14 protein-coding genes and 3 pseudogenes are annotated in these 18611 nt (G+C 60.3%); 5 read left to right on the top strand and 12 right to left on the bottom strand.

What is annotated here, in order from left to right:
* The first annotated feature begins 23 nt into the window (after positions 1 to 23).
* Together OHB21_RS13110 and OHB21_RS13105 are read left to right on the top strand one after the other, a co-directional pair.
* Positions 24 to 1661 (top strand): MFS transporter, encoded by a 1638-nt coding sequence (locus tag OHB21_RS13110; RefSeq protein ID WP_051047379.1) that lies wholly within the window; start codon positions 24 to 26, stop codon positions 1659 to 1661.
* Between the two features lie 182 nt (positions 1662 to 1843).
* Positions 1844 to 2899 (top strand): annotated as a pseudogene (locus tag OHB21_RS13105) (integrase core domain-containing protein); the annotation flags it as partial.
* Positions 2900 to 3426: 527 nt separating this feature from the next.
* Here the strand turns inward: OHB21_RS13105 and OHB21_RS13100 are convergent.
* The 10 genes from OHB21_RS13100 to OHB21_RS13055 form a co-directional block, all read right to left on the bottom strand.
* Complete coding sequence (locus OHB21_RS13100) at positions 3427 to 4260, bottom strand: alpha/beta fold hydrolase (RefSeq protein WP_084538232.1); 834 nt, start codon at positions 4258 to 4260, stop codon at positions 3427 to 3429.
* A 105-nt stretch (positions 4261 to 4365) separates the two neighbouring features.
* Positions 4366 to 5001, bottom strand: a complete 636-nt coding sequence (locus tag OHB21_RS13095; RefSeq protein WP_228815885.1) for a hypothetical protein — start codon at positions 4999 to 5001, stop codon at positions 4366 to 4368.
* 32 nt (positions 5002 to 5033) lie between these two features.
* Positions 5034 to 5870, bottom strand: a complete 837-nt coding sequence (locus tag OHB21_RS13090; RefSeq protein WP_228815887.1) for an MlaD family protein — start codon at positions 5868 to 5870, stop codon at positions 5034 to 5036.
* Between the two features lie 116 nt (positions 5871 to 5986).
* Positions 5987 to 6991: an MlaD family protein gene (locus OHB21_RS13085; protein WP_043737836.1), complete on the bottom strand. Its 1005-nt coding sequence runs from the start codon at positions 6989 to 6991 to the stop codon at positions 5987 to 5989.
* A 77-nt stretch (positions 6992 to 7068) separates the two neighbouring features.
* Positions 7069 to 8172, bottom strand: coding sequence for an MlaD family protein (locus tag OHB21_RS13080; RefSeq protein WP_043737862.1), 1104 nt, complete (start codon positions 8170 to 8172; stop codon positions 7069 to 7071).
* Between the two features lie 2 nt (positions 8173 to 8174).
* Positions 8175 to 9137 carry an MlaD family protein gene (locus OHB21_RS13075; protein WP_051047371.1) on the bottom strand — a complete coding sequence of 321 codons (963 nt, stop codon included), beginning with the start codon at positions 9135 to 9137 and terminating at the stop codon, positions 8175 to 8177.
* Positions 9138 to 9202: 65 nt separating this feature from the next.
* Entirely contained in the window at positions 9203 to 10222 is a 1020-nt protein-coding gene (locus tag OHB21_RS13070; protein ID WP_043737834.1) for an MlaD family protein, read from the bottom strand.
* A complete protein-coding gene (locus tag OHB21_RS13065; RefSeq protein ID WP_195142912.1) occupies positions 10219 to 11271 on the bottom strand; it encodes an MlaD family protein in 1053 nt (350 codons plus the stop codon). Before OHB21_RS13065 ends, OHB21_RS13070 begins: the two co-directional genes overlap by 4 nt.
* 6 nt (positions 11272 to 11277) lie before the next feature.
* Positions 11278 to 12144, bottom strand: a complete 867-nt coding sequence (locus OHB21_RS13060) for an MlaE family ABC transporter permease (RefSeq protein ID WP_043737831.1) — start codon at positions 12142 to 12144, stop codon at positions 11278 to 11280.
* The gene (locus tag OHB21_RS13055; protein ID WP_043737830.1) at positions 12145 to 12981 is read right to left on the bottom strand and encodes an MlaE family ABC transporter permease; all 837 of its coding nucleotides are present in this window, start codon (positions 12979 to 12981) and stop codon (positions 12145 to 12147) included. It lies immediately after the preceding gene.
* A 605-nt stretch (positions 12982 to 13586) separates the two neighbouring features.
* Between OHB21_RS13055 and OHB21_RS13050 the strand changes: the two genes are divergently transcribed.
* Entirely contained in the window at positions 13587 to 14588 is a 1002-nt protein-coding gene (locus OHB21_RS13050; RefSeq protein WP_328435373.1) for an IS481 family transposase, read from the top strand.
* A gap of 356 nt (positions 14589 to 14944) precedes the next feature.
* Positions 14945 to 15076, top strand: coding sequence for a hypothetical protein (locus OHB21_RS13045; protein WP_267464434.1), 132 nt, complete (start codon positions 14945 to 14947; stop codon positions 15074 to 15076).
* Between the two features lie 597 nt (positions 15077 to 15673).
* Here the strand turns inward: OHB21_RS13045 and OHB21_RS13040 are convergent.
* Positions 15674 to 16574, bottom strand: a pseudogene (locus OHB21_RS13040) (NAD(P)/FAD-dependent oxidoreductase).
* Positions 16571 to 17161: pseudogene (locus tag OHB21_RS13035) on the bottom strand (cytochrome P450); the annotation flags it as partial. The pseudogenes OHB21_RS13035 and OHB21_RS13040, both read right to left, overlap by 4 nt.
* An 81-nt stretch (positions 17162 to 17242) precedes the next feature.
* Between OHB21_RS13035 and OHB21_RS13030 the strand changes: the two are divergent.
* Positions 17243 to 18384, top strand: a protein-coding gene (locus OHB21_RS13030) for an IS3 family transposase (RefSeq protein ID WP_086007605.1) whose coding sequence is annotated in 2 segments (ribosomal slippage) — positions 17243 to 17510 and positions 17510 to 18384 — 1143 coding nt in all. Because the reading frame shifts where the segments join, the coding sequence is not laid out codon by codon here.
* Positions 18385 to 18611 lie beyond the last annotated feature (227 nt).

Genomic DNA, 18611 nt, shown 5'->3' with positions numbered 1-18611 from the left:
CCCGAAGGGACCAGGATACCGACATGATCAGCTTTGGAGACCGGCTTCGCGACCGCAACTCCGCGGCTTGGACGCTGGCCATAACCTGTGCCGCAGTAGCATTGGTTGTTGCGGCCATGGCAGCGCTGTACACCGCTCTGCCTGCCCTTGCGCTCGACATCGGCGCAGATCAAAATGCTCTCACTTGGATCGTCGACGGATACACGCTGGTCCTCGCCTGCTTGGTTTTGCCCGCTGGCGCGATCGGCGATCGGTATGGGCGCCGACGCGTTCTAATCGTCGGCCTGGCGGTCTTCGCGGCCGCTTCAGTTGTGCCTGTATTTCTCGATACTCCTGCGGCACTCATTGCCTCCCGGGCCTTGGCGGGCGCAGGAGCAGCTTTCGTCATGCCGGCGACCCTCTCGCTTCTGACAAGCAACCTCCCAGTGGAGAAGCGGTCGTACGCGGTCGGAGTCTGGGCCGGGATCGCCGGCTCGGGTGGCGTGATCGGCATGGTGGGATCCGGTCTGCTTCTTACCCAGTGGTCGTGGCATTCGATCTTCGTCGGTCTGACCGTCGTCGCACTACTACTGCTGGTTCTGGCCTTCACCGTGCCCGATTCACAGGACGCCGAACTCCCGCCGTTCGATCTTCTCGGCATGTTCTGGGTCGTGCTCGCCATCGGCACGTCGGTGTTCGCGGTCATCGAGGGTCCGTCGCGCGGCTGGACGGATGTCCGGGTTCTTGTCGCAGGTGCGGCGGGAGTAATCGGCACCGTGGCATTTATCCTCACCGAGGTGCGTGCCGAGCACCCGCTACTGGACGTGAGCCTGTTCCGCCGCCGGGGCTTCTCAAGCGGCGCGCTATCGATAACCATCCAGTTTCTCGTGACTTTCGGTGTGATGTACCTACTGGTACAGCACTTCCAGCTCATCCTCGGGTTCGATGCCCTCGGCTCGGCGCTGGCGCTGGCGCCGATGGTCGTTCCGCTCATCGTGATGTCACTCGTGTCGCCGGCAATCGCTGCATGGGCGGGATTGCGGGTGACGACAGCGACCGGTCTTCTGACCATCGCCGTCGGCTTACTCGCCATCCTTCGCCTCGACACCGGTTCGTCGTACTTCGACGTTCTCTGGCCCCTGTTGATCATGAGCGCCGGGCTGGGCTTGTCGGCCGCCCCCGCGACCAACGCGATCATGCTCGACACACCGTTGGAGAAGCACGGGGTATCCGCTGCGGTCAACGACGCGACTCGCGAAGTCGGCGCGGCCATCGGCATTGCCGTCTCCGGTAGCATTTTGTCCGCGAGCTATACCTCGAGGATCAACGAGGTGCTGGACCGCCTTCCCGAGCCCGCGCGCGCTCCGGTCCGCAGTTCCCTGGCCGGTGCCCTTGAAGTCGCTGAGCGTGCCGGTAATGTAGGAAGACCTCTCGCCGACTATGCGAAGGATGCCTTTTGGAGTGGGGTGGAACATTCGGCGCTCGCGCTGGCAGCGATCACCATAGCCGGGGTTCTGATCCTCGTCCCACTTTCCCCTCCACGAAAAGCCGCCGAAAGCGGTATCCGACGGCGCCGCCGACGTCACCTCCCCTGGCCTACACACGCCGCTCGAACCAGTCGATCGGATGCCCACGCCAATGACCGATCGATGGCATCAGTGCGGCGAACACTCGATCCATAGTCAGTTGCGTTGTCCCCAATGCATCGCATAGCGACCCGTAGGTCGAATGGGCAGTGTCTGATCATCGAGGATAGGTAGGTTCAAGTGGTGCGCGCTTTGCGAATTCGTCTGACCTGACCCGATGAGATTTGGTCCGGCGGCTGTGAGAGCATTGCCGCCCACGTAGTGGGCAGGAACGCTCGATGACTATGGCGACACGAAAAGGGCACACACCTCCACAGGCCGTGCGCAAGCTGAGCAAGGCCGTCCACCTGCTGGGCGAGAATAAGGAAGTCGCCGTCACTGCAGATCACCATGGCCACCTACTAACGGTGGCGCAACCAGTTCGGCGGGCTGAAGGCCGGCGACGGCAAACGGTTGAAGGGCCCCGAACGCGAACACTCCACTCTGAAAAGTCTTCTCGGCGAGGCGAAGCTAGAGAAAGCTGCATTGAACGAGATCGCCAAGGGAACCTTCTAGACCCGGAACGCCGGCGGGCGGCCGTGGCGCACCTGGTGCGGGTGCTCGGGGTCCGCGAAAGGTTCGCCTGCCGGTTACCGGCGAACATCGAAGTATACAACGGCGCGTTCGAACCACCGACACCAATGCACATCCCGATGCGGCTTTGCGTGAATGGCTGCGTGCCTGGACGAAACCCATCCACGGCAAGGATTCCGCCGCGCCTACCACGGCGCCCGCAGCGAGTGCTGGACAGTCAATCACAAGAAAATCCAACGCCTCTGGCGCGACGAGGGATTACGAGGGCCGCTGCGGCGCCGAAACGCCTGGAAACCACCACCACCACGGAGGCAAAGGCACCCAACCGTGTATGGGCAGTGGACTTCCGATTCGATGCCAGCGACGACGCACGCCCGGTCAAGATCGTCTCCATCGTCGATGAAACACACCCGCGAATGCTTGGGCCGGCTGGTGGAACGATCGATCACCGCCGACGGACTCATCAACGAATCGCTGTCGATCGCAGCTACCCCGCCGCCCTGCGCTGCGGCAACAGACCAATTTCGCGTGCCAGGCGACTGGGCGGCGGAACGGGTCTGCTCAGCGTTCGTCACACTAGCCGACCCTGCCGCAACGGCTACATTGAATGGTTCAGCCGCCGCCGACGCGACGAATGCCCCAACATCAACAGCTTCTGGTCGTTGACCCAAGCCCGCGTCGTGATCAGCGACTGGAAGGAAGAATACAATCACCGCCGAAGAGATTCCGGCCTGGGCTGCAACGCCCCAGCCGGATACGCTACAACCCTGCATCCCCTACAACCGGTTCTCACACGCGGCGGACCGACTACCGGGTCCCGTCACCGCTTAGGATACTCCGACCCGGTCGGCGCAGAACTGGTTGCAGGGCAACCGAAATCATCTCCCGACCGTTGTCCAACCTAAAACCGGGGCGGCGGACCGATGATGGTGACCAGCATGTTCTGTAGCTCGGTACCTGCCGCCGGGCACAACCTTGAACAACAGCTTCGCCGAGACGTTCGACAACAAGGTTGCGAACCCGCGCGCCGGGCCGCAACCGCTGAAACAGCCAGCTGGAACCCGCATTGAAATCGGTGGCTTCAAAGCCGACCACAACTAGCGGCACCGGCAGCCGACGCTGGACTATACGACATCGGCCCCAGCGCGCTGCGGCTGCACCCACTACCCTGACAGTCATCATCCGGCTGTTGAGAAAGGGCGTTCCGCGGTTCCCGGACCGATATCAAGCTCTGATAGCGAACTATTCGCCTATCGTTACCCTCAGCGTATGACGACTGTTAATGCCGCTATGCGACGGTTGCTTCGCGTATGCGCGCTTCCCGAGTCAATCCGAGGAGATGGACGGCCACCTCACCGCTGCGTTCGTAGGGCAGGTAGTGCCCAGCCTTTTCGAAGATGACCAAATGACTCCCTGGAATACGATGCCGAAGCGCACGCGAGTGATGAACGGGGGTCAGGCGGTCACGAGACCCGACCAGCACGACGACGGGACAGCTGAATCTGCCCAGCACGCCGTAACGTTTGTGAGAGAGTATCGAACGGGTCAGCTCCGCGACATTGCGAGAATTGCTCTTCGCGAGCTGCAGCACAGCACGGTTCATATCGTGCCGACGAGGACGCGCTCCGAATAGGATGCCTCGTGTCGACTGCCGCATCAGGAAAAGCGGCCGGGAAGGAATCCTGATATAGGGTAGCGCCTCCAGACCCAGCATTATCAGCCTTCGCCAGAATTTGCTGCGCATCATATTTCCCAGAATATCGCCCGCCCCTGTCGACACCAACGCGACGCCGAGGATTCTCGGTCCGAGCACCTCACTGTGACGTTCAGCCAAGGCCATGAGAGTCATCCCTCCCATCGAATGACCACCCAATACGACCGGACCCGTAGGCACAGTTTCCGAAAGAATAGTCGCAAGATCATCCGCAAGAATCTCGAGGCTGGCCGGAGCCGACTCCGAATCCCCGTGTCCCCGATGGTCGTAGGTGACGACGCGAATAGTCGGGTCCGCAGCGATCACAAGCTGAGCAACGTCCTCCCAACTCTCGTGCGACAACGCGAGTCCATGGGTCAAGACCATAGTCACTCGCGGGGTCTGCGAGCCCCATTCGGTGATCTGCAATGTCGGACCGTCGTCCCGTGTGAGAGCGAGTCGGCGGCAGGGAACACCCGCGCTGGAAATCGAAGTCATTATTCCAAGCTCCTCAACGTCGAAAAACCCCGGTGACTATTTGGCCGGGAGTGCCGAGTCGACACCACCGACATCTGTTACCTTCCAATCCAGATTCTTGTCAACTGTTACGGTATAGGTAACAGTCGTTTGCGCACCCTCCGGTATCTGCGCACTCTTCGATGTCACATTCAGGAACACGTTGACGACGTAGACACCCGATCGTTCGGAGCGCACTGTCGCCGCGATGGGAACTCCACTAGAACTCCACTTCAGTGGCAGCACAATTTCTTTCAGCTGCGGAGCAGTGGCATCGAACTTGTTTGCAAGAACGGGCGAGACGTTGGACTTCAAACCACGAACCCACTGGTCGAAATTCTGATAGTCGATATTCGAGGCTCCGACTGCATACTCAGACGCTACTTCTTCGGCGCGCTTCTCCGAGGCTACGACAGCGTCCCGATCTTTCAACTCGCTCCTAGCCGAGAGCCACAACGGAATCGAAACGGCCACCGCGACAACAAGGAGGGCTACTGCGGTTCCCAAGGCCAGAGAACGCAGGCTTATCGAGAACGACCTCTCCGACCCGCGTGCGCTCGAGCCACCCTTGACCGACGTCCGAGGCACACCCGCGTCAACCGGCTTTTCTTCCGCAGCTTCGCGGTCAGTATCATGAGAATCTTCTGTGGGCATAATCAGCTCCGGTGTCTCTCGTTCTTTCACATCTATTTGACAGCGATCCGCATTCGCAAAGCACCGTCCCCCGTGACACTGAGTGCACGATCTATCAGGTCGCTTATGTTGATTTGCGCCATGGAGTTCGACGCGCTTTCCGCCAGTGGCTGTACCGCCGGGACCAGATCACGAAGATCGGGGCCGATCTCATTGATGTAAGACGTCACTTTATCAAGGAAGGGAATAAGTCCGTTTCCTTCGATATAGTCCCCGGGCATATTGCCGATTCGAGACAGTCGCGCCAGAGAGTCCGCGATGAGTGCGCCCCACGCTCCGGCTTCCTCCCACAGAGGGCCGGCGGCGGTCATCGACTGCTCGGCCCACTCCATATCAGCACCCATTGTTTGCAAATTCTTCAAGATATTCCGGATTTCGGGTGACCTACTCAGAATCGTTTCCGAAAGCAGCGTTGTCGATGCCGCCAGACGCGGCATCACGGCTTCCGTCCCCGACAACGTCTGATCCAAGGTCTTGACGATATTGCTGATCGCCTGTGGGTTCAGTTGCTCGACCAGATGGGTGACAGTATGCGCCACATCAGGTATCGAGCGGGGTAGAGCCACTTCAACCGCGTCGATACGCTGACCGTCGGCCAGGTAGGGCCCGGCATCAGTATTCGGTACGAACTCGATATAGGGCTCCCCCAACCCCGACAGGTCCTCAACAGTAGCGCTGCCGGTCGCAGGAACCCTGTACTTGGGATCGAGACTCAGCACCAATTCGACACCACGCTCGGCCTTGTCGATAGAGTCGATCTCTCCTACCTTCACTCCTCTCAACAGGACCGGGGAACCGGGTAGCAAACTCCCGGTCCTCGGCAGAGCCATGGTCACAACAGTCCTGCCAGAAAACCAATCAACTCGAAGCACACCGAATGTTAGGTATGCGGTGCCCAAGACCAGCACGATTCCGATCGACACCAGGGATAGCACGGAACTTGGCTTCATCGAACCACTCCGATCATCCGCAGCGACGCAAGAATACTGTCTATCCGATCGTCGTCCGATATGGGGCCGACGCCTTCAATGCCTACAATATCAACCTTCGGACCGCGCTCAACAAATGGAATAACCTTTTCGCGCAAAATGGCCACGGCTTTGTTCAAATTCGAGGGGGCGTTCAGATCAAGCGGGCGGCGAGTGAACAATAGCGGCACGAAGGCACGTGCGGCCTCATTGCCCGATTGCGCCAGGGGGCCGACCCACCGGAGAGATTCTGTGAGCAATTTGAATCCGTCGTACAACGTGATCAACCCGATCATGGAAGTCATCGAAGCAGCGGCCTGGCTCACCCCCGACTCGGTCAGCAAATACTCCAGTTCAGGGGTTCTACGCTGCACCACGTCCGTGTTCGCGCGCAGACCGTTCAGCATTGCGTCGACGGCATCCAGGTGGTTGGCCAGGTCAATGATATCCGCACCGACTACCTCGGATATCGAAGCAGTCTGCCGAGTGTCGATCGGCAGCACCCCGTTCACGCGGTTCATTATCTCCTGAGCCTGTTGAATCCCTCCTCCTTGGACGAAGGTCGCGAGTACGTTCATGGTGTCCTCAACCTGCAGCAGCGGCTTCGTCTTGTCCAATCCGATGGTGGCGCCCGGGGGAAGGGCATCCTGCGTGCCGGTCGGCGGAGTCATCAGCGCGATGGAGACATCGCCAAGTATCGTCGGCTGGCGGAGTTCAGCGGTGGTGCCGACCGGCAATCGAACCGACGCCATCAGGTCGACATCGACGGCAACATACCCGTCGTGGTCCTTGCCCGCGTCGACCAGTGACACATCGCGCACGACCCCTGCTCGCAGACCATCGACTGTAACCTTCGCTCGCGCTGGCAGATTCAAGGCGTCAGCGAACAGAATCCGGATACCGTACCGGTCTCCAGAAATTCCGGTCCCCGGAACGGGAACCTCCGCGGGATCGAATCCACATCCGGGAACTATGCACACCATTGCCACCGCGGCCGCAGCGATGAACCGACCACCACGCTCACGAGCAGATCGCGCCCATACGACTCGTCGCAGAACCATCACCGCGCACCTGCCGTCCCGAATATCAACGGAAGAACCGAAACCTTCTCCAACCCGTTCTCAGCGGACTTGCAGCTACCTGGCACGACACGCTCGATGGTCGCGCATACCCGCTCTGCGTCCGCCGGCGGCAGCTGAGCCACCGGCGCCGCGTAAGTCAAGATCGGTGAACCACCCTCCTGCGCCGTCGCCCTCTGAAAAGCCTGCACCAGCGGTGGCGTCAGGTCGATTATTTCTTGTACCGAGCCGATATTCGCACGGGCGAGACGCGCTAATGGGACTGTCGCGTTCAGCGCTTCGAGAATTTGGTCACCAAACATTGAAGTAATCTCGTTCAACCATGGCACAATGATCCGCAACGAATCGATAATCGACACGGTGCGCTCAAAGATGCCACGATCGATCACTTCGAGACCTGGAGCCAGACGAGTGATCATGGCCTTGATATCGCCCCATCCGCCGGCCATGCTGTCCGATAATGATCGCAGTGAGTCGATAAGCGCACCGATATGCCCGATAGCAGCATTGGGGGAATTGAGAGCACGACCCAACTTGAGGATCGTATCATTCATTTCAGGTCCTGTTCCGGATAATGCGGCATCTAAGGCCGCGAGCTCATCCGCAAGCCTTTCACGCTGTGTCGAACCATTTCCATCGGTGATCTCTGCAGCGAGGTTGCCCAGCGCATTCATAGTCTGCGACATGCTCTTTGGTGTCAGTGTACGGGTAATGCACTGTCCGGAATCCCATTCATGCTCGGCTTCGCTGTCATCGAGTAATGCAAGCGATCGATCCGCGACGATTGTGTCGGATACGGTAGTAGCTGACACCTGACCGCGGGGCGAATGGTTTACCTCTACCTCGAATTCGACACGGACCATGTCACCATGAGGTTCGATACGCGTCACCGAGCCGACTCTGACCCCTCGCATGGTGACATGGTTCCCGGCGTACAAGCCGATTGCATCCGGCATATTCGCGCAGTAGCTACGCATCCTCTTGGGAGGCTCGATGATCACGAAGTATCCGACGATCAGAATTGCACATACGACCGCGACACCGAGAACGGACATGAGACCCCGGGACGCCAAGAGCTTATTCATCGTCAGCACTCCTTTCCGGGGACCGGAATACACACCGACGGCACCGGGACAACTGTCGCGGATTGGTCGACCACGAGCCCTTCCTTCGACGACGCGATCGGCTGGAGCCGCGCCAGTAGGTCGCGCGTATTCGTGACAACCTGTCCCATCTCTTCACCCAGACTTTCCAGCTCAGGGATGACGTCGGCCAGGGCTCGCGCAACGGATTGCAACCTGGATCGATACGCCGGCTCGAGGCCCGCGATACGCGCGAGAAGCTCGTCCATCAGCCGGACGGCTTCGTAGATCTCGGCCTTTTTGTCGAGGCCCACTGTCTCCATCAGATTGACGCTGTCGATCATTCCGCCGAGTGTCGCCTTCGACTCGTTGATCGCGCCGAGATACTCGTCCGCCATCGCGAGCGTGTCCGAAATGTCACGGTTCTGGCGGTCGAGGATGTCGACCAGAGATCCGAATGCCTCCGTTGCTCGGCGAATGCCGGACGGTCCACTGGCAATCGCAGCGTTCATGTTCGTCAAATTCTGACGCAACGTATCGCCATCGATATCATCGATCGGCCGAATCGCGTCCTCAAAACTCCGACCCAGGCTGTACGGAAGATGGACCCTCTCGGCGGGAATGGACGAATGTAACGCAGAATTCCCCGCCGGTGTCACCGCGAGGTAGCGGCCGCCAATCAGTGTCAGCATACGGACATCGAGACTCGTCTGGTCACCGATGAAGATGTCGCTGTCGACGGTGAAGCTCATTCGAACGTTTCTTCGGCTCAGCTCGATGGACTTCACCGCGCCGACCGGCACACCCGCGATTCGGACGTCATCGCCAACCTTGACCGAGCCCACTTCCGGCATTTCCGCCCAGTATGTGGACTCGTCGAAAGGTACTACGTAGACTACTACGCTCGCCGTCAAGACCGCTCCCATCACTGCGGCCCCGACGCCAGCCCAGCGCAATTCTCGGTCCATGCTTCGAAGAGGAGCACTCACCGACTGCAACGCGGTTCCTCCGCGAACACGGAGTAGCTTACTGATCACCGCTCGCATATCGAGATCCTTTGCCCACTGATCAACATATGTAACGGCGCCGGAACTTCAGCGTTGCCGTTCGAGCAGTTACGATTGATGACCGGTCCATCGGCGGGAACCCACGCATTCAGTGTCTCGAGAACGGCCGGCAGCTTCCGCAGCACCTCGACCGCCTGTTCCGGGTCCGGAAATACTGCCCCCAACAGGGCATCGGCATCGGCGTTAGGTCCGGTCGTCAAGCCGAAGGCCTCGAGAAGGCCGTTCAATGGCGCGATCACGTCTGGTGCCATGAGGGCGAATTCGACAATTCCATCCACCTTGCTACGCAACGTGGACACAACCGAGGCCAGCTCCGAGACAAGTCGGACGAGATGCGAGGATCGGCCACCGATATGGTCGGATATCTCTTTGAGATTTCCGACCAGAACGGTGACTACCGCTTGCCTGTCCAGCGCATAGTTGGACAAGGCTTCGATAGAGTCGAGGACGGAACCGACGCCCGCTCCGTCTCCCTCGATGACAGCGATCATGTTCTCTGCGAACTTGTTCACCGCTTCGGGCGACAGCTCTGCGAGTACCGGTTGTAAGCCGTTGAATAGATTCGTAATGTCGAACGACGGGATCGTGTTGGCAATATCGATCTTATGTCCGGCCGTCAACTCCGCTGTGGTCGGCGATGATTGTTGAACATCGAGATATCGCTGTCCTACGAGGTTCTGATAGCGAATCGCCAGCACAGTGTTCTCGTAGATCGGGTGATTGCGCTGGACCGCAAATCCAACCACCGCTCGACCCCTGGCATCCAAGGTAATCGATCGTACCTCGCCAACTCGGAGACCATCCATACGAACATCGTCGCCGGCCTTGAGGCCGTTCGCGTCGACGAATTCAGCCGAGAATTCTACCGCGTCTCCAGATACGGGGCGTTGCACCGTCTGAACGATGATTGCGAGCAGCACAGTGATCACGACGGCAGACACAATAAGTTTTGCGCTGGTCGCCAGAAGACTACGCTGTCTTGTCATCGGCCACCTCCGATGTTGGATGTAGGCGGAAGAAGCCCCGGCAAGAACGCGGTGAACGGTGGAACCATATCGAGAACCAACTCGATGTTCAGAATCGGACCGTCTGGAGTCGACGTGAATGATCGGTCTAGACGTGATAGGAGTTCAGTGAGCTGCGTGCTCGAGACGCCGGGCGTAGGTACCATTCTGCTGGCCGTTGACAGAACCGGAGCGAGCATAGCCGCATAGTCCGACAGATGACCCTGAGCCGCGAATAGAGTTTCCGCCAGCCCAGGAAAGAACTCCCGACCTACAGTATTGACAGTCGTATCGAACAGCTCACGATCCGTATTCAAGATCTCGATCGTGGTGAGCCGATTTATGAGGCCGACCGTACCGTCGATCATCGATGCAGTCCCGACTAGCATGGAACCGTATTGGTCCAGCAGCTGCGATATCGGCATCGTCTGGGTTTCAGCAATGTTCCGGCTGGATACAACGATTGCCTCCATGAGAGGTGTGAATTGCCGGGCTATTGTCGCGCCCCGTGTCAGGATCTCGGTCAATTCCGGGACGAGAATGTCTCCAGTTGCTTGAGCCACGCTGCGGATGAGAACACCCATCGTTGCGTCTCGTTGCCGGTCTGCTCGCGGCCCCGTCAAATCGACGATACTGCCATCCCGTAATGGAGCCCCACCATCACCTGGTTTCAGCGCAATTTCACTGATGCCGAACAAGTTCGATGGCGAGTAGTCGACGAATAGCCCGTCCGTGAGACCTGCCGATTCGGCGCTTTCCAGTCTGAGAATCAATTGTTTCGCCCCACCGTCCGATTCGATCCCCGAAACATCACCTATCTCGATACCGTCGAATCGAACGGGTGTTCCGACGGTGATCCCGTCGCCGATGGACTCGGTACGCAGCAGTACCACTATTCGATTATCATCCTGGAGGGCCATCACAACAGTCCAGGTCAAGGCTACTACGATCACTATGATCACGGCGAGAACACCCAGCATGACCGATGACCGCTTCGATGTCGACACACCCGGCGTTTCATAGCGAGACATCGTTTCTCACCCCGTAAATTCGATGGAGGAGTTGACGCCCCACAAGAGGAGGGTCAACACCATATCCAAACCGATGATTGCCACAAAGCTGGCACGGACAGCACGTCCAGATGCGATTCCGACGCCTTCTGGCCCACCAACGGCGAAGAACCCATGATAGCTGTGGATAAGAATCACAGCCGTCCCGAATACGAGAACCTTTATCACCGAAGCCGTCACATCCCAGCCGCTGATGAATTGATAAAAATAGTGATCGTAGACACCGGCGGCTTGGCCATGAATTTGCACGATCACCGCGCGACAAGCGGCATAACTCAGGATCAAGGCGATCAAGAATGTCGGAATGATTGCCACGGCCCCGGCTATGACCCGGGTGGTCACAACGAACGGTATCGATCGCAGTCCAAGCGACTCGAGTGCATCGATCTCCTCGGAGATCCGCATAGCGCCGATTTGGGCCGTAATACGGCATCCGGCTTGTGCGGCGAACCCGACGCCCGCAGCAATCGGTGCAAGTTCCCGTGTATTGGCAAAGGCCGAAACGATGCCGGTCACCGGCCCCATGCTGATCAGGTTGAGAGTGGTGAAGGACTCTACACCGACCGAGCCTCCGATCACCAGACCGAGTACCACCAGCATCGGTACAGTTCCACCGCCGACGATAATGGACCCTTGGCCCCATGTCATATCCGTGATCACGCGCATAGTCTCGGCTCGATATCGCCTGATCGTGAACGGGATCGCGGACAGCGCCTCCCAAACGAACGCGAGTACGAAACCGATCGACTCCAGGGGCGCGATGCGCGCTCCGAACGGCGCTATTCTTCTCCTGAGCCTCGCCAGCCGGGGTGGAGTAACCTTTACCTCCGACATCTAGGCCAGCCTCGTCGGAAGGAATATCGACACCAGCTGAGTAATTATGAGGTTCGTGATGGCGATGGAAACTACGGAGAGAACTACAGCCGCGTTCACGCCATCCGCCACTCCACGCGGACCGCCTTTTGCCTCGAGCCCCCGCTGGCACGCGATCACGACCACGATGAATCCGAACAGCACGGACTTGGCTATCGAGACACCGATGTCCGCGACGACGGTGAAAGAGCCGAACGTTCCCCAGTAGCTGCCGGGGGTCACTCCCTGGGGGCCGATTGCGACCGCATATCCAGCTATCACGCCCGTGAAGATGATCAAGATATTGAGCATCGGCGCGACGAAAACCATCGCCACCATCCGAGGAATAACCAGTCGGTGCAAGGGGCTGATGCCCATCGTTCGCATGGCATCGATTTCTTCGCGAATGTTACGTGCACCCAGATCCGCCGCGATTGCGGCCGCTCCGGCCGCACCCAGCAGCAGCCCTGTTGCCATGGGGGCGCCCTGTTTGATCACACCCAATCCACCAGCGGCACCGAGCAGGGAGTCCGCCCCGATTTGATGAATCAAGTTTCCGACCTGGACGGAAACGATGACACCGAAAGGCACGGCCATCAGGATGGCCGGAATCGCAGTAACCGTGATCAGATACCAAGCTTGATTCAGTGCCTCTCGCCACTGGAATCTCAAACGAACGATATCGCTTACTGCTCCCGCAGCCGACTCAGAAGCCATCTGCGTCGACCGGCCAAAAGTTCTGAGCGCCGACACTACGGTTTCGGAAAAGTTTTCCCTGAGCAACCTCGTCGACGTCGATAGCGCGCTACGTTCAGGCATTACCACAGATTCCCGTCCCAACCAAGAGTATCGCTCCGCAATGCAACTGGCGCGCCCGCTATGAAAGTGTCGACGATCCGGCATAGCTCGTTCTCCGAATGATCGGAATGGCTTCGCCGGTATGACGTACCTCGTCGGGTCATTATCGAGCGCACCCTGCTCACGGCACCTCCTTGTGCACTACTGCAAGTACCAGATACTCAGGGTATGAGTATGTGGTGCTGCTCACGCAGTGTCAATAGAGGATTTCGATCGATCCCGGGACGCGCGAGCGGCCCTCTGGCAACCGAGCGATATCGCCCCGGCGAAAGTCGGGCCGATAGCAACCGCGACGTGCGACGACACCATCCACATGAGCAGTCTCGCCCATCTACGGCCGAGGAAGGTGCGGTTGTGGTGCAGGGGCGGGTTGGCAGGCATCGGCCACCGAAGATACTCCCTCGGTCACTACTCCGGCTGCACTTTGCTCCGCGCTTCCGTCGCTAGGTGTTGCGGGTCATGAGGTTGTTGACGCTGGGGCAGGGGTGAGCTGAAGGGGGACGGATCTCCCGGCGGCAGGATGGAAAACGCCAATCCCCCATCCGCCCCAGCCGAAAGATCCGTCCGTGACCCACCGTAATGCCCCGCTGTCGATCGAAGGCCGCCGCCGTCTCGTGCAACGCTGCCGAACCCGCCCGATCGCCCATGTCGCCGCCGAGATGGGCATCTCGCGGCAATGCGCATCGAAGTGGGTCAACCGTCACCGTCAGTTCGGTGAGGCCGGGTTGCAGGACCGCTCCAGCGTTCCGCACCACCAACCGAGGGCCACCCGACCAGAAGTCGTGGTGCGGATCGAGAAGCTGCGGCGGGACAAGAAGTGGTCCGCCCGTCGGATCACCACCGAACTCGCCACCGACGATGTCGAGATCGCTGTGCGGACCGTCGGCCGGCAGTTGAAGCACCTGGGACTGCACCGGCGCCGGTTCATCGACCCGAACGGCGAGAACAACCGGAGACCACGCCGGATCACAGCCCGCCGGCCCGGTCACATGATGCATCTGGACGTGAAGAAGGTCGGACGGATCCCCGACGGTGGTGGCTGGCGCGTCCACGGCAAAGGATCAGCGCAAGCCAGAACCGTCGGCCGCGCCAAGAAGAAGGGCGCGCGAGCCGGATACGTCTACCTCCACTCAGCGGTGGACGGCTACTCCAGACTGGCCTACACCGAAGCACTCACCGACGAGAAAGCTGCTACAGCAATCGGATTCACTCACCGCGCCCGGGCGTTCTTCGCTGCTCACGGCATCAGGTTCATCGAACGGATCGTCACCGACAACGGGTCCTGCTACCGAGCCCACGACTTCGCGACCGTGCTGCACGGTGCCCGCCACCAGCGCATCAAGCCCTACACGCCCCGCCACAACGGGAAGGTGGAACGCTACAACCGGATCCTGGCCGAGGAATTCCTCTACGCCCGCGAATGGACCTCCGAACGGCAGCGCAGCGAGGCCCTCGGGATCTGGAACGTCCACTACAACTACCATCGGCCGCATACTGCTGCCGGCGACCGACCCCCGGCCAGCCGCCTCGACACCGGCGTCACCAACGTCATGGCCTCATACAGCTAGGTGGCGCCGTTTCGCACTGCCTGCTTCGGCATTGCCACTCCACCCATAAGCCCTGATCGACGGGAATGATCGCGACCAGGTAGCCCCGGCAGATGAACCGCCCGGGTATGGTGCCCACGCATTTCGGCGGGATGAAAGCGGTCTCTGCGAGGCTCGGAGCGACCCGTAAGCCCTGCGCAATTGGGTGCGCCGCGCCGCGGTCGACACCGGCGGCGCCGAAGGCGTGTCGACCGAGGCAGCGAGGGAGATTCGCCAGCTGCACTGCACGAATAGGGAATCCGAGGAACGATCGGAATCCGCGAAGCGGCAACACCTTTCTTCGTGCGACTAGCGACCCGCGATAGCAGTGGCTGATCGTGCGCGGCAAGAAGGTCGGCATGACCAAACCGAACCAGGCCGCGTCGAGAGCGACCGACCTGGCGGACCGGCAGTTTCGGGTTCTGGCGCAGAACATGCGGCTCATGGCCGATTCACCTACATCCGCCTGATCACCGATGTTCGTCTACCGCGTTCGTCGTCGATGCCTACGCCGGCTGCGTCCTCGGCTCGGAATGCTCGACCAGCGAAGACGCCACGTTTGCGGAGAAGGCGATCCGGCCCGCGGTGGCTCTGCGGGCTCGCAAAGGTCTTCCGGTCGGTGGAGCGATACATCATTCCGATGTGAGGTCTCGATACACCGCAGTGAAACTCGTGGAGACACTGGCGGTCTCGGATCTCCGACGGTCGATCGGGTCGGTCGGGTCGGCGGTGACGCCTACGCCAACGCGTAGGCAGCAACCACGATGCGGCTCCACACAACCGACGCGATCCCCAGCGATTCCTGTTTCGGCGCCGATCCGCTCACCCGGCTCGACGACGTCGAGCTCCTCAGCGAGGACTGAGTCGGCTGGTTAAGTCCCGAATCGTGCACTGCTGGGGCTGCAACCATCGGCCGAACACGAGACGGGCTGCTATGCACTGAACGTCGCGCAATCGGCTGAGGGTTGGGCAAAACCGGTGCATCGAAGCAAGAGCGGGTCAGCCACCGCTGAGCCGGCCTACGCCCCACGCACTGCCGCGTAGCCATCACCCAACAGACCGTGGCCTCAGGCCGAGCCGGCGAGCAACAGTTCGTCCCGGTTGATGTGGAGTTGCTGCGTGATTGCCCGCTTACTGAATACGAAGTCGCGGGGGCGGTTGATACAGTCGGCGGCAACGAGCTCGCCGGCGCGGAGGTAAAAGCAGGTGAAGTCGCGGTCCCCGGATGGGTCCCCGCTGAGGACGACTTCGTCGTATCCGGTGTTGAGGCCGGCGATCTGGAGCTTGAGATCGTATTGATCCGACCAGAACCACGGAAGCGCCGCTATCTTCCTGGACTTCCCGTTGATGGTCGCGGCTGCGACCTTGGCCTGCTCGCTGGCGCTCGGCACCGACTCCAGGCGTATACGGCGGCCATAACGGGCCATCCGGTGACTGGCGCAGTCCCCAGCCGCGACGATATCGGGGTCCCAACGCTCGCAGGGAGGCGGCCGTCTCCAGTCCGATGTAGCCGCCGCCGACGATCACGGCCCGCCGCCCGGGGCGGGCAGCGGCTCGGATCATCTCGACATCGGCGGCGGTGCGTAGGTAGTAGACCCCTGCCAGATCGGCGCCCGAGGTGGCGAGCCGACGAGGGCGGGCACCAGTGCACAGCGCGAGCTTGTCATAGGGCAATGCGTCGCCAGTGCTCAGTGCGAGGCGACCAGCCGATCGATCGATCGCCTCTACTGTCGCATCCACGAGTTTGATTCCCTGCTTGCGATAGAATTCCGCGCTGCGGATCGCGAGCTCGTCAATTGTGCTCTTCCCGGCCAGATAGGCTTTCGACAGCGGAGGGCGTTGATAGGGTAGAGTCGGCTCCTCACCGATGAGGACGACCTCGCCCGTCCACCCATCCTGGCGCAGACTGGCCGCGAGTTGGACTCCACCATGGCCGGCCCCGACGATGAGAGCTCGCTGTACACTCATACGTCTGCCTTCGGAGTGAGGCGGACCATCATCTTGCTGATGCCCCGCACGAAGTTGGACTGCACGTACTCGTGCTCCCCCACGACCTCGATATTCTCGAAGCGAGGAAGCAGCTCCTCCCAGAGGATCCGAAGCTGCAGCTCGGCCAGCCGGTTGCCCATGCAGCGGTGGACGCCGAAGCCGAAAGCGATATGGTTGCGGGCGTTGGACCGGTCGATTATGAACTCGTCCGGTCGTTCGAACACGCGCTCGTCGCGATTGCCCGAGGCATACCACATCACCACTTTGTCGCCCTTGCGGATGAACTGGCCGTTCAGAATTGTGTCTGCCTTGGCGATCCGGCGCATGTAGGCCAGCGGAGTTTGCCACCGGATGATCTCCGAGACCATATTGGGGATCAAGCCCGGGTTCGCCTTCACCTTATCGAACTGGTCAGGGAAGCGGTTGAGTGCAAGCACACCGCCGCTCATCGAGTTCCGGGTCGTGTCGTTGCCACCGACGATCAGCAACAAGAGGTTGCCCAAGAACTCCATCGGGCGGTCGATCAGATTTTTGGTGTTCTCGTTGCCCTGCAACATGGTGATCATGACCCGTCCCCCATGGATGCGACCAGCCGGAATTAGAGTCTCGTTGGCCCTGATCAGGGGTTAGAAGGGACTATGGGAACCATGGCTGGACGGAAACGGCATTCCGCGGAGGACATCGTGCGCAAGCTGCGGCGCGCCGATGAACTGGCCGCGGAAGGCTTGACCGGCGAGCAAATCGCCGCTGACCTGGGAGTCTCGGCGGCGACACTCTATAACTGGCGTCGCCAGTACGGCGGCATGGACACCGACGCCGCCAAAGAACTCAAGGAACTGCGGGAACAGAACGCCCGATTGAAGCGGCTACTCGCCGACGCGGAACTGGAGAAAGACGCGCTGCGCGAGATTTCGAAGGGAAAATTCTAGGCCCAGCGGCCAAGCGCCGCGCCGTGGACATGCTCAGCGAGGTCATGGGCATGTCGCAACGGTTCGCGTGCAAGGTCGTTGGGCTCGCTCGGTCGACATACCGCCGGTGCCCTGCCACGCAAACACCGGCAGACCCCGACGCCGGGACGCGGGCGTGGCTGCGGAATTATGCGGCCAAGAACCCGTGTCATGGGTTCCGCCGGGCCTGGGCAGTGCTGCGGTTCGACGAAGGCCACCGGATGAACATCAAGAAAGTCCACCGGCTCTGGCGGGAAGAAGGTTTGCAGGTGCGGGCGCATCACCCGCGTAAACGGGCCGGCACCTCGTCGGTGCCGGCGGTGGATGCGGATGCGCCGAACGTGGTGTGGGCGCTGGATTTCCAGTTCGACTCTACCGTCGACGGGCGGGTGGTGAAGATCGCGTCGATGATCGACGAGCACACCCGCGAATCCCTACTGCACCTGGTCGAGCGGTCGATCACCGGCGAGCATCTGGTCGCCGAACTCGAGCGGGTCTTCGCCGTCCACGGGGCGCCGAAGGTGCTGCGCCTGGACAACGGGCCGGAAATGATTTCGGCAGCACTGCAAACATTTTGCCGAGACCGGGTCGGGATCTCGTATATTCCGCCGGGTACCCCCTGGAACAACGGGTACGTGGAATCGTTCAACCGGCGCCTGCGCGTGGAATGCCTCAACCGCAACCACTGGACCAGCCTGCTCGAAGCGAGGGTGGTGATCGCGGATTTCAAGCACGAGCACAACCACCGGCACCGGCATTCGGCGCTGGGCTACCGCACCCCGGCCGAGTACGCTGCGGCCTGCACCCACACCCACCACCCCGTGGGCTGCGACATCAACTGAACACCGACCGAACGACACCGACTCTGAAACCGGGTGGTCGCGTTATCGGGGACTGGCCAAATTTATCAATCCTGGACGAAACTACATAATTAAACTCCGGCAAAAGTTTGCCCTAACCTCCCCGATTCGCAAATACAACGGATCTCGAATCGACGACCGTCAGGGAATGTAACACCCTCTGTCGAATCATAATAATATCGATCGCGAAAATACCGTGACGTCGAGAA

Origin of the sequence: Nocardia puris (genome assembly GCF_036051655.1) — a bacterium.
In the GTDB taxonomy this organism is placed as follows: domain Bacteria; phylum Actinomycetota; class Actinomycetes; order Mycobacteriales; family Mycobacteriaceae; genus Nocardia; species Nocardia puris.
This window is presented reverse-complemented; position numbering and strand designations above follow the sequence as displayed.

Excerpts from the sequence above, each read along its gene's own strand:
- OHB21_RS13110 (WP_051047379.1), top strand. The coding sequence starts at position 24 with ATGATCAGCTTTGGAGACCGGCTTCGCGACCGCAACTCCGCGGCTTGG.
- OHB21_RS13095 (WP_228815885.1), bottom strand. The coding sequence starts at position 5,001 with ATGCCCACAGAAGATTCTCATGATACTGACCGCGAAGCTGCGGAAGAA.
- OHB21_RS13090 (WP_228815887.1), bottom strand. The coding sequence starts at position 5,870 with ATGGCTCTGCCGAGGACCGGGAGTTTGCTACCCGGTTCCCCGGTCCTG.
- OHB21_RS13085 (WP_043737836.1), bottom strand. The coding sequence starts at position 6,991 with ATGGTGTGCATAGTTCCCGGATGTGGATTCGATCCCGCGGAGGTTCCC.
- OHB21_RS13080 (WP_043737862.1), bottom strand. The coding sequence starts at position 8,172 with ATGAATAAGCTCTTGGCGTCCCGGGGTCTCATGTCCGTTCTCGGTGTC.
- OHB21_RS13075 (WP_051047371.1), bottom strand. The coding sequence starts at position 9,137 with ATGGACCGAGAATTGCGCTGGGCTGGCGTCGGGGCCGCAGTGATGGGA.
- OHB21_RS13070 (WP_043737834.1), bottom strand. The coding sequence starts at position 10,222 with ATGACAAGACAGCGTAGTCTTCTGGCGACCAGCGCAAAACTTATTGTG.
- OHB21_RS13065 (WP_195142912.1), bottom strand. The coding sequence starts at position 11,271 with ATGTCTCGCTATGAAACGCCGGGTGTGTCGACATCGAAGCGGTCATCG.
- OHB21_RS13060 (WP_043737831.1), bottom strand. The coding sequence starts at position 12,144 with ATGTCGGAGGTAAAGGTTACTCCACCCCGGCTGGCGAGGCTCAGGAGA.
- OHB21_RS13055 (WP_043737830.1), bottom strand. The coding sequence starts at position 12,981 with ATGCCTGAACGTAGCGCGCTATCGACGTCGACGAGGTTGCTCAGGGAA.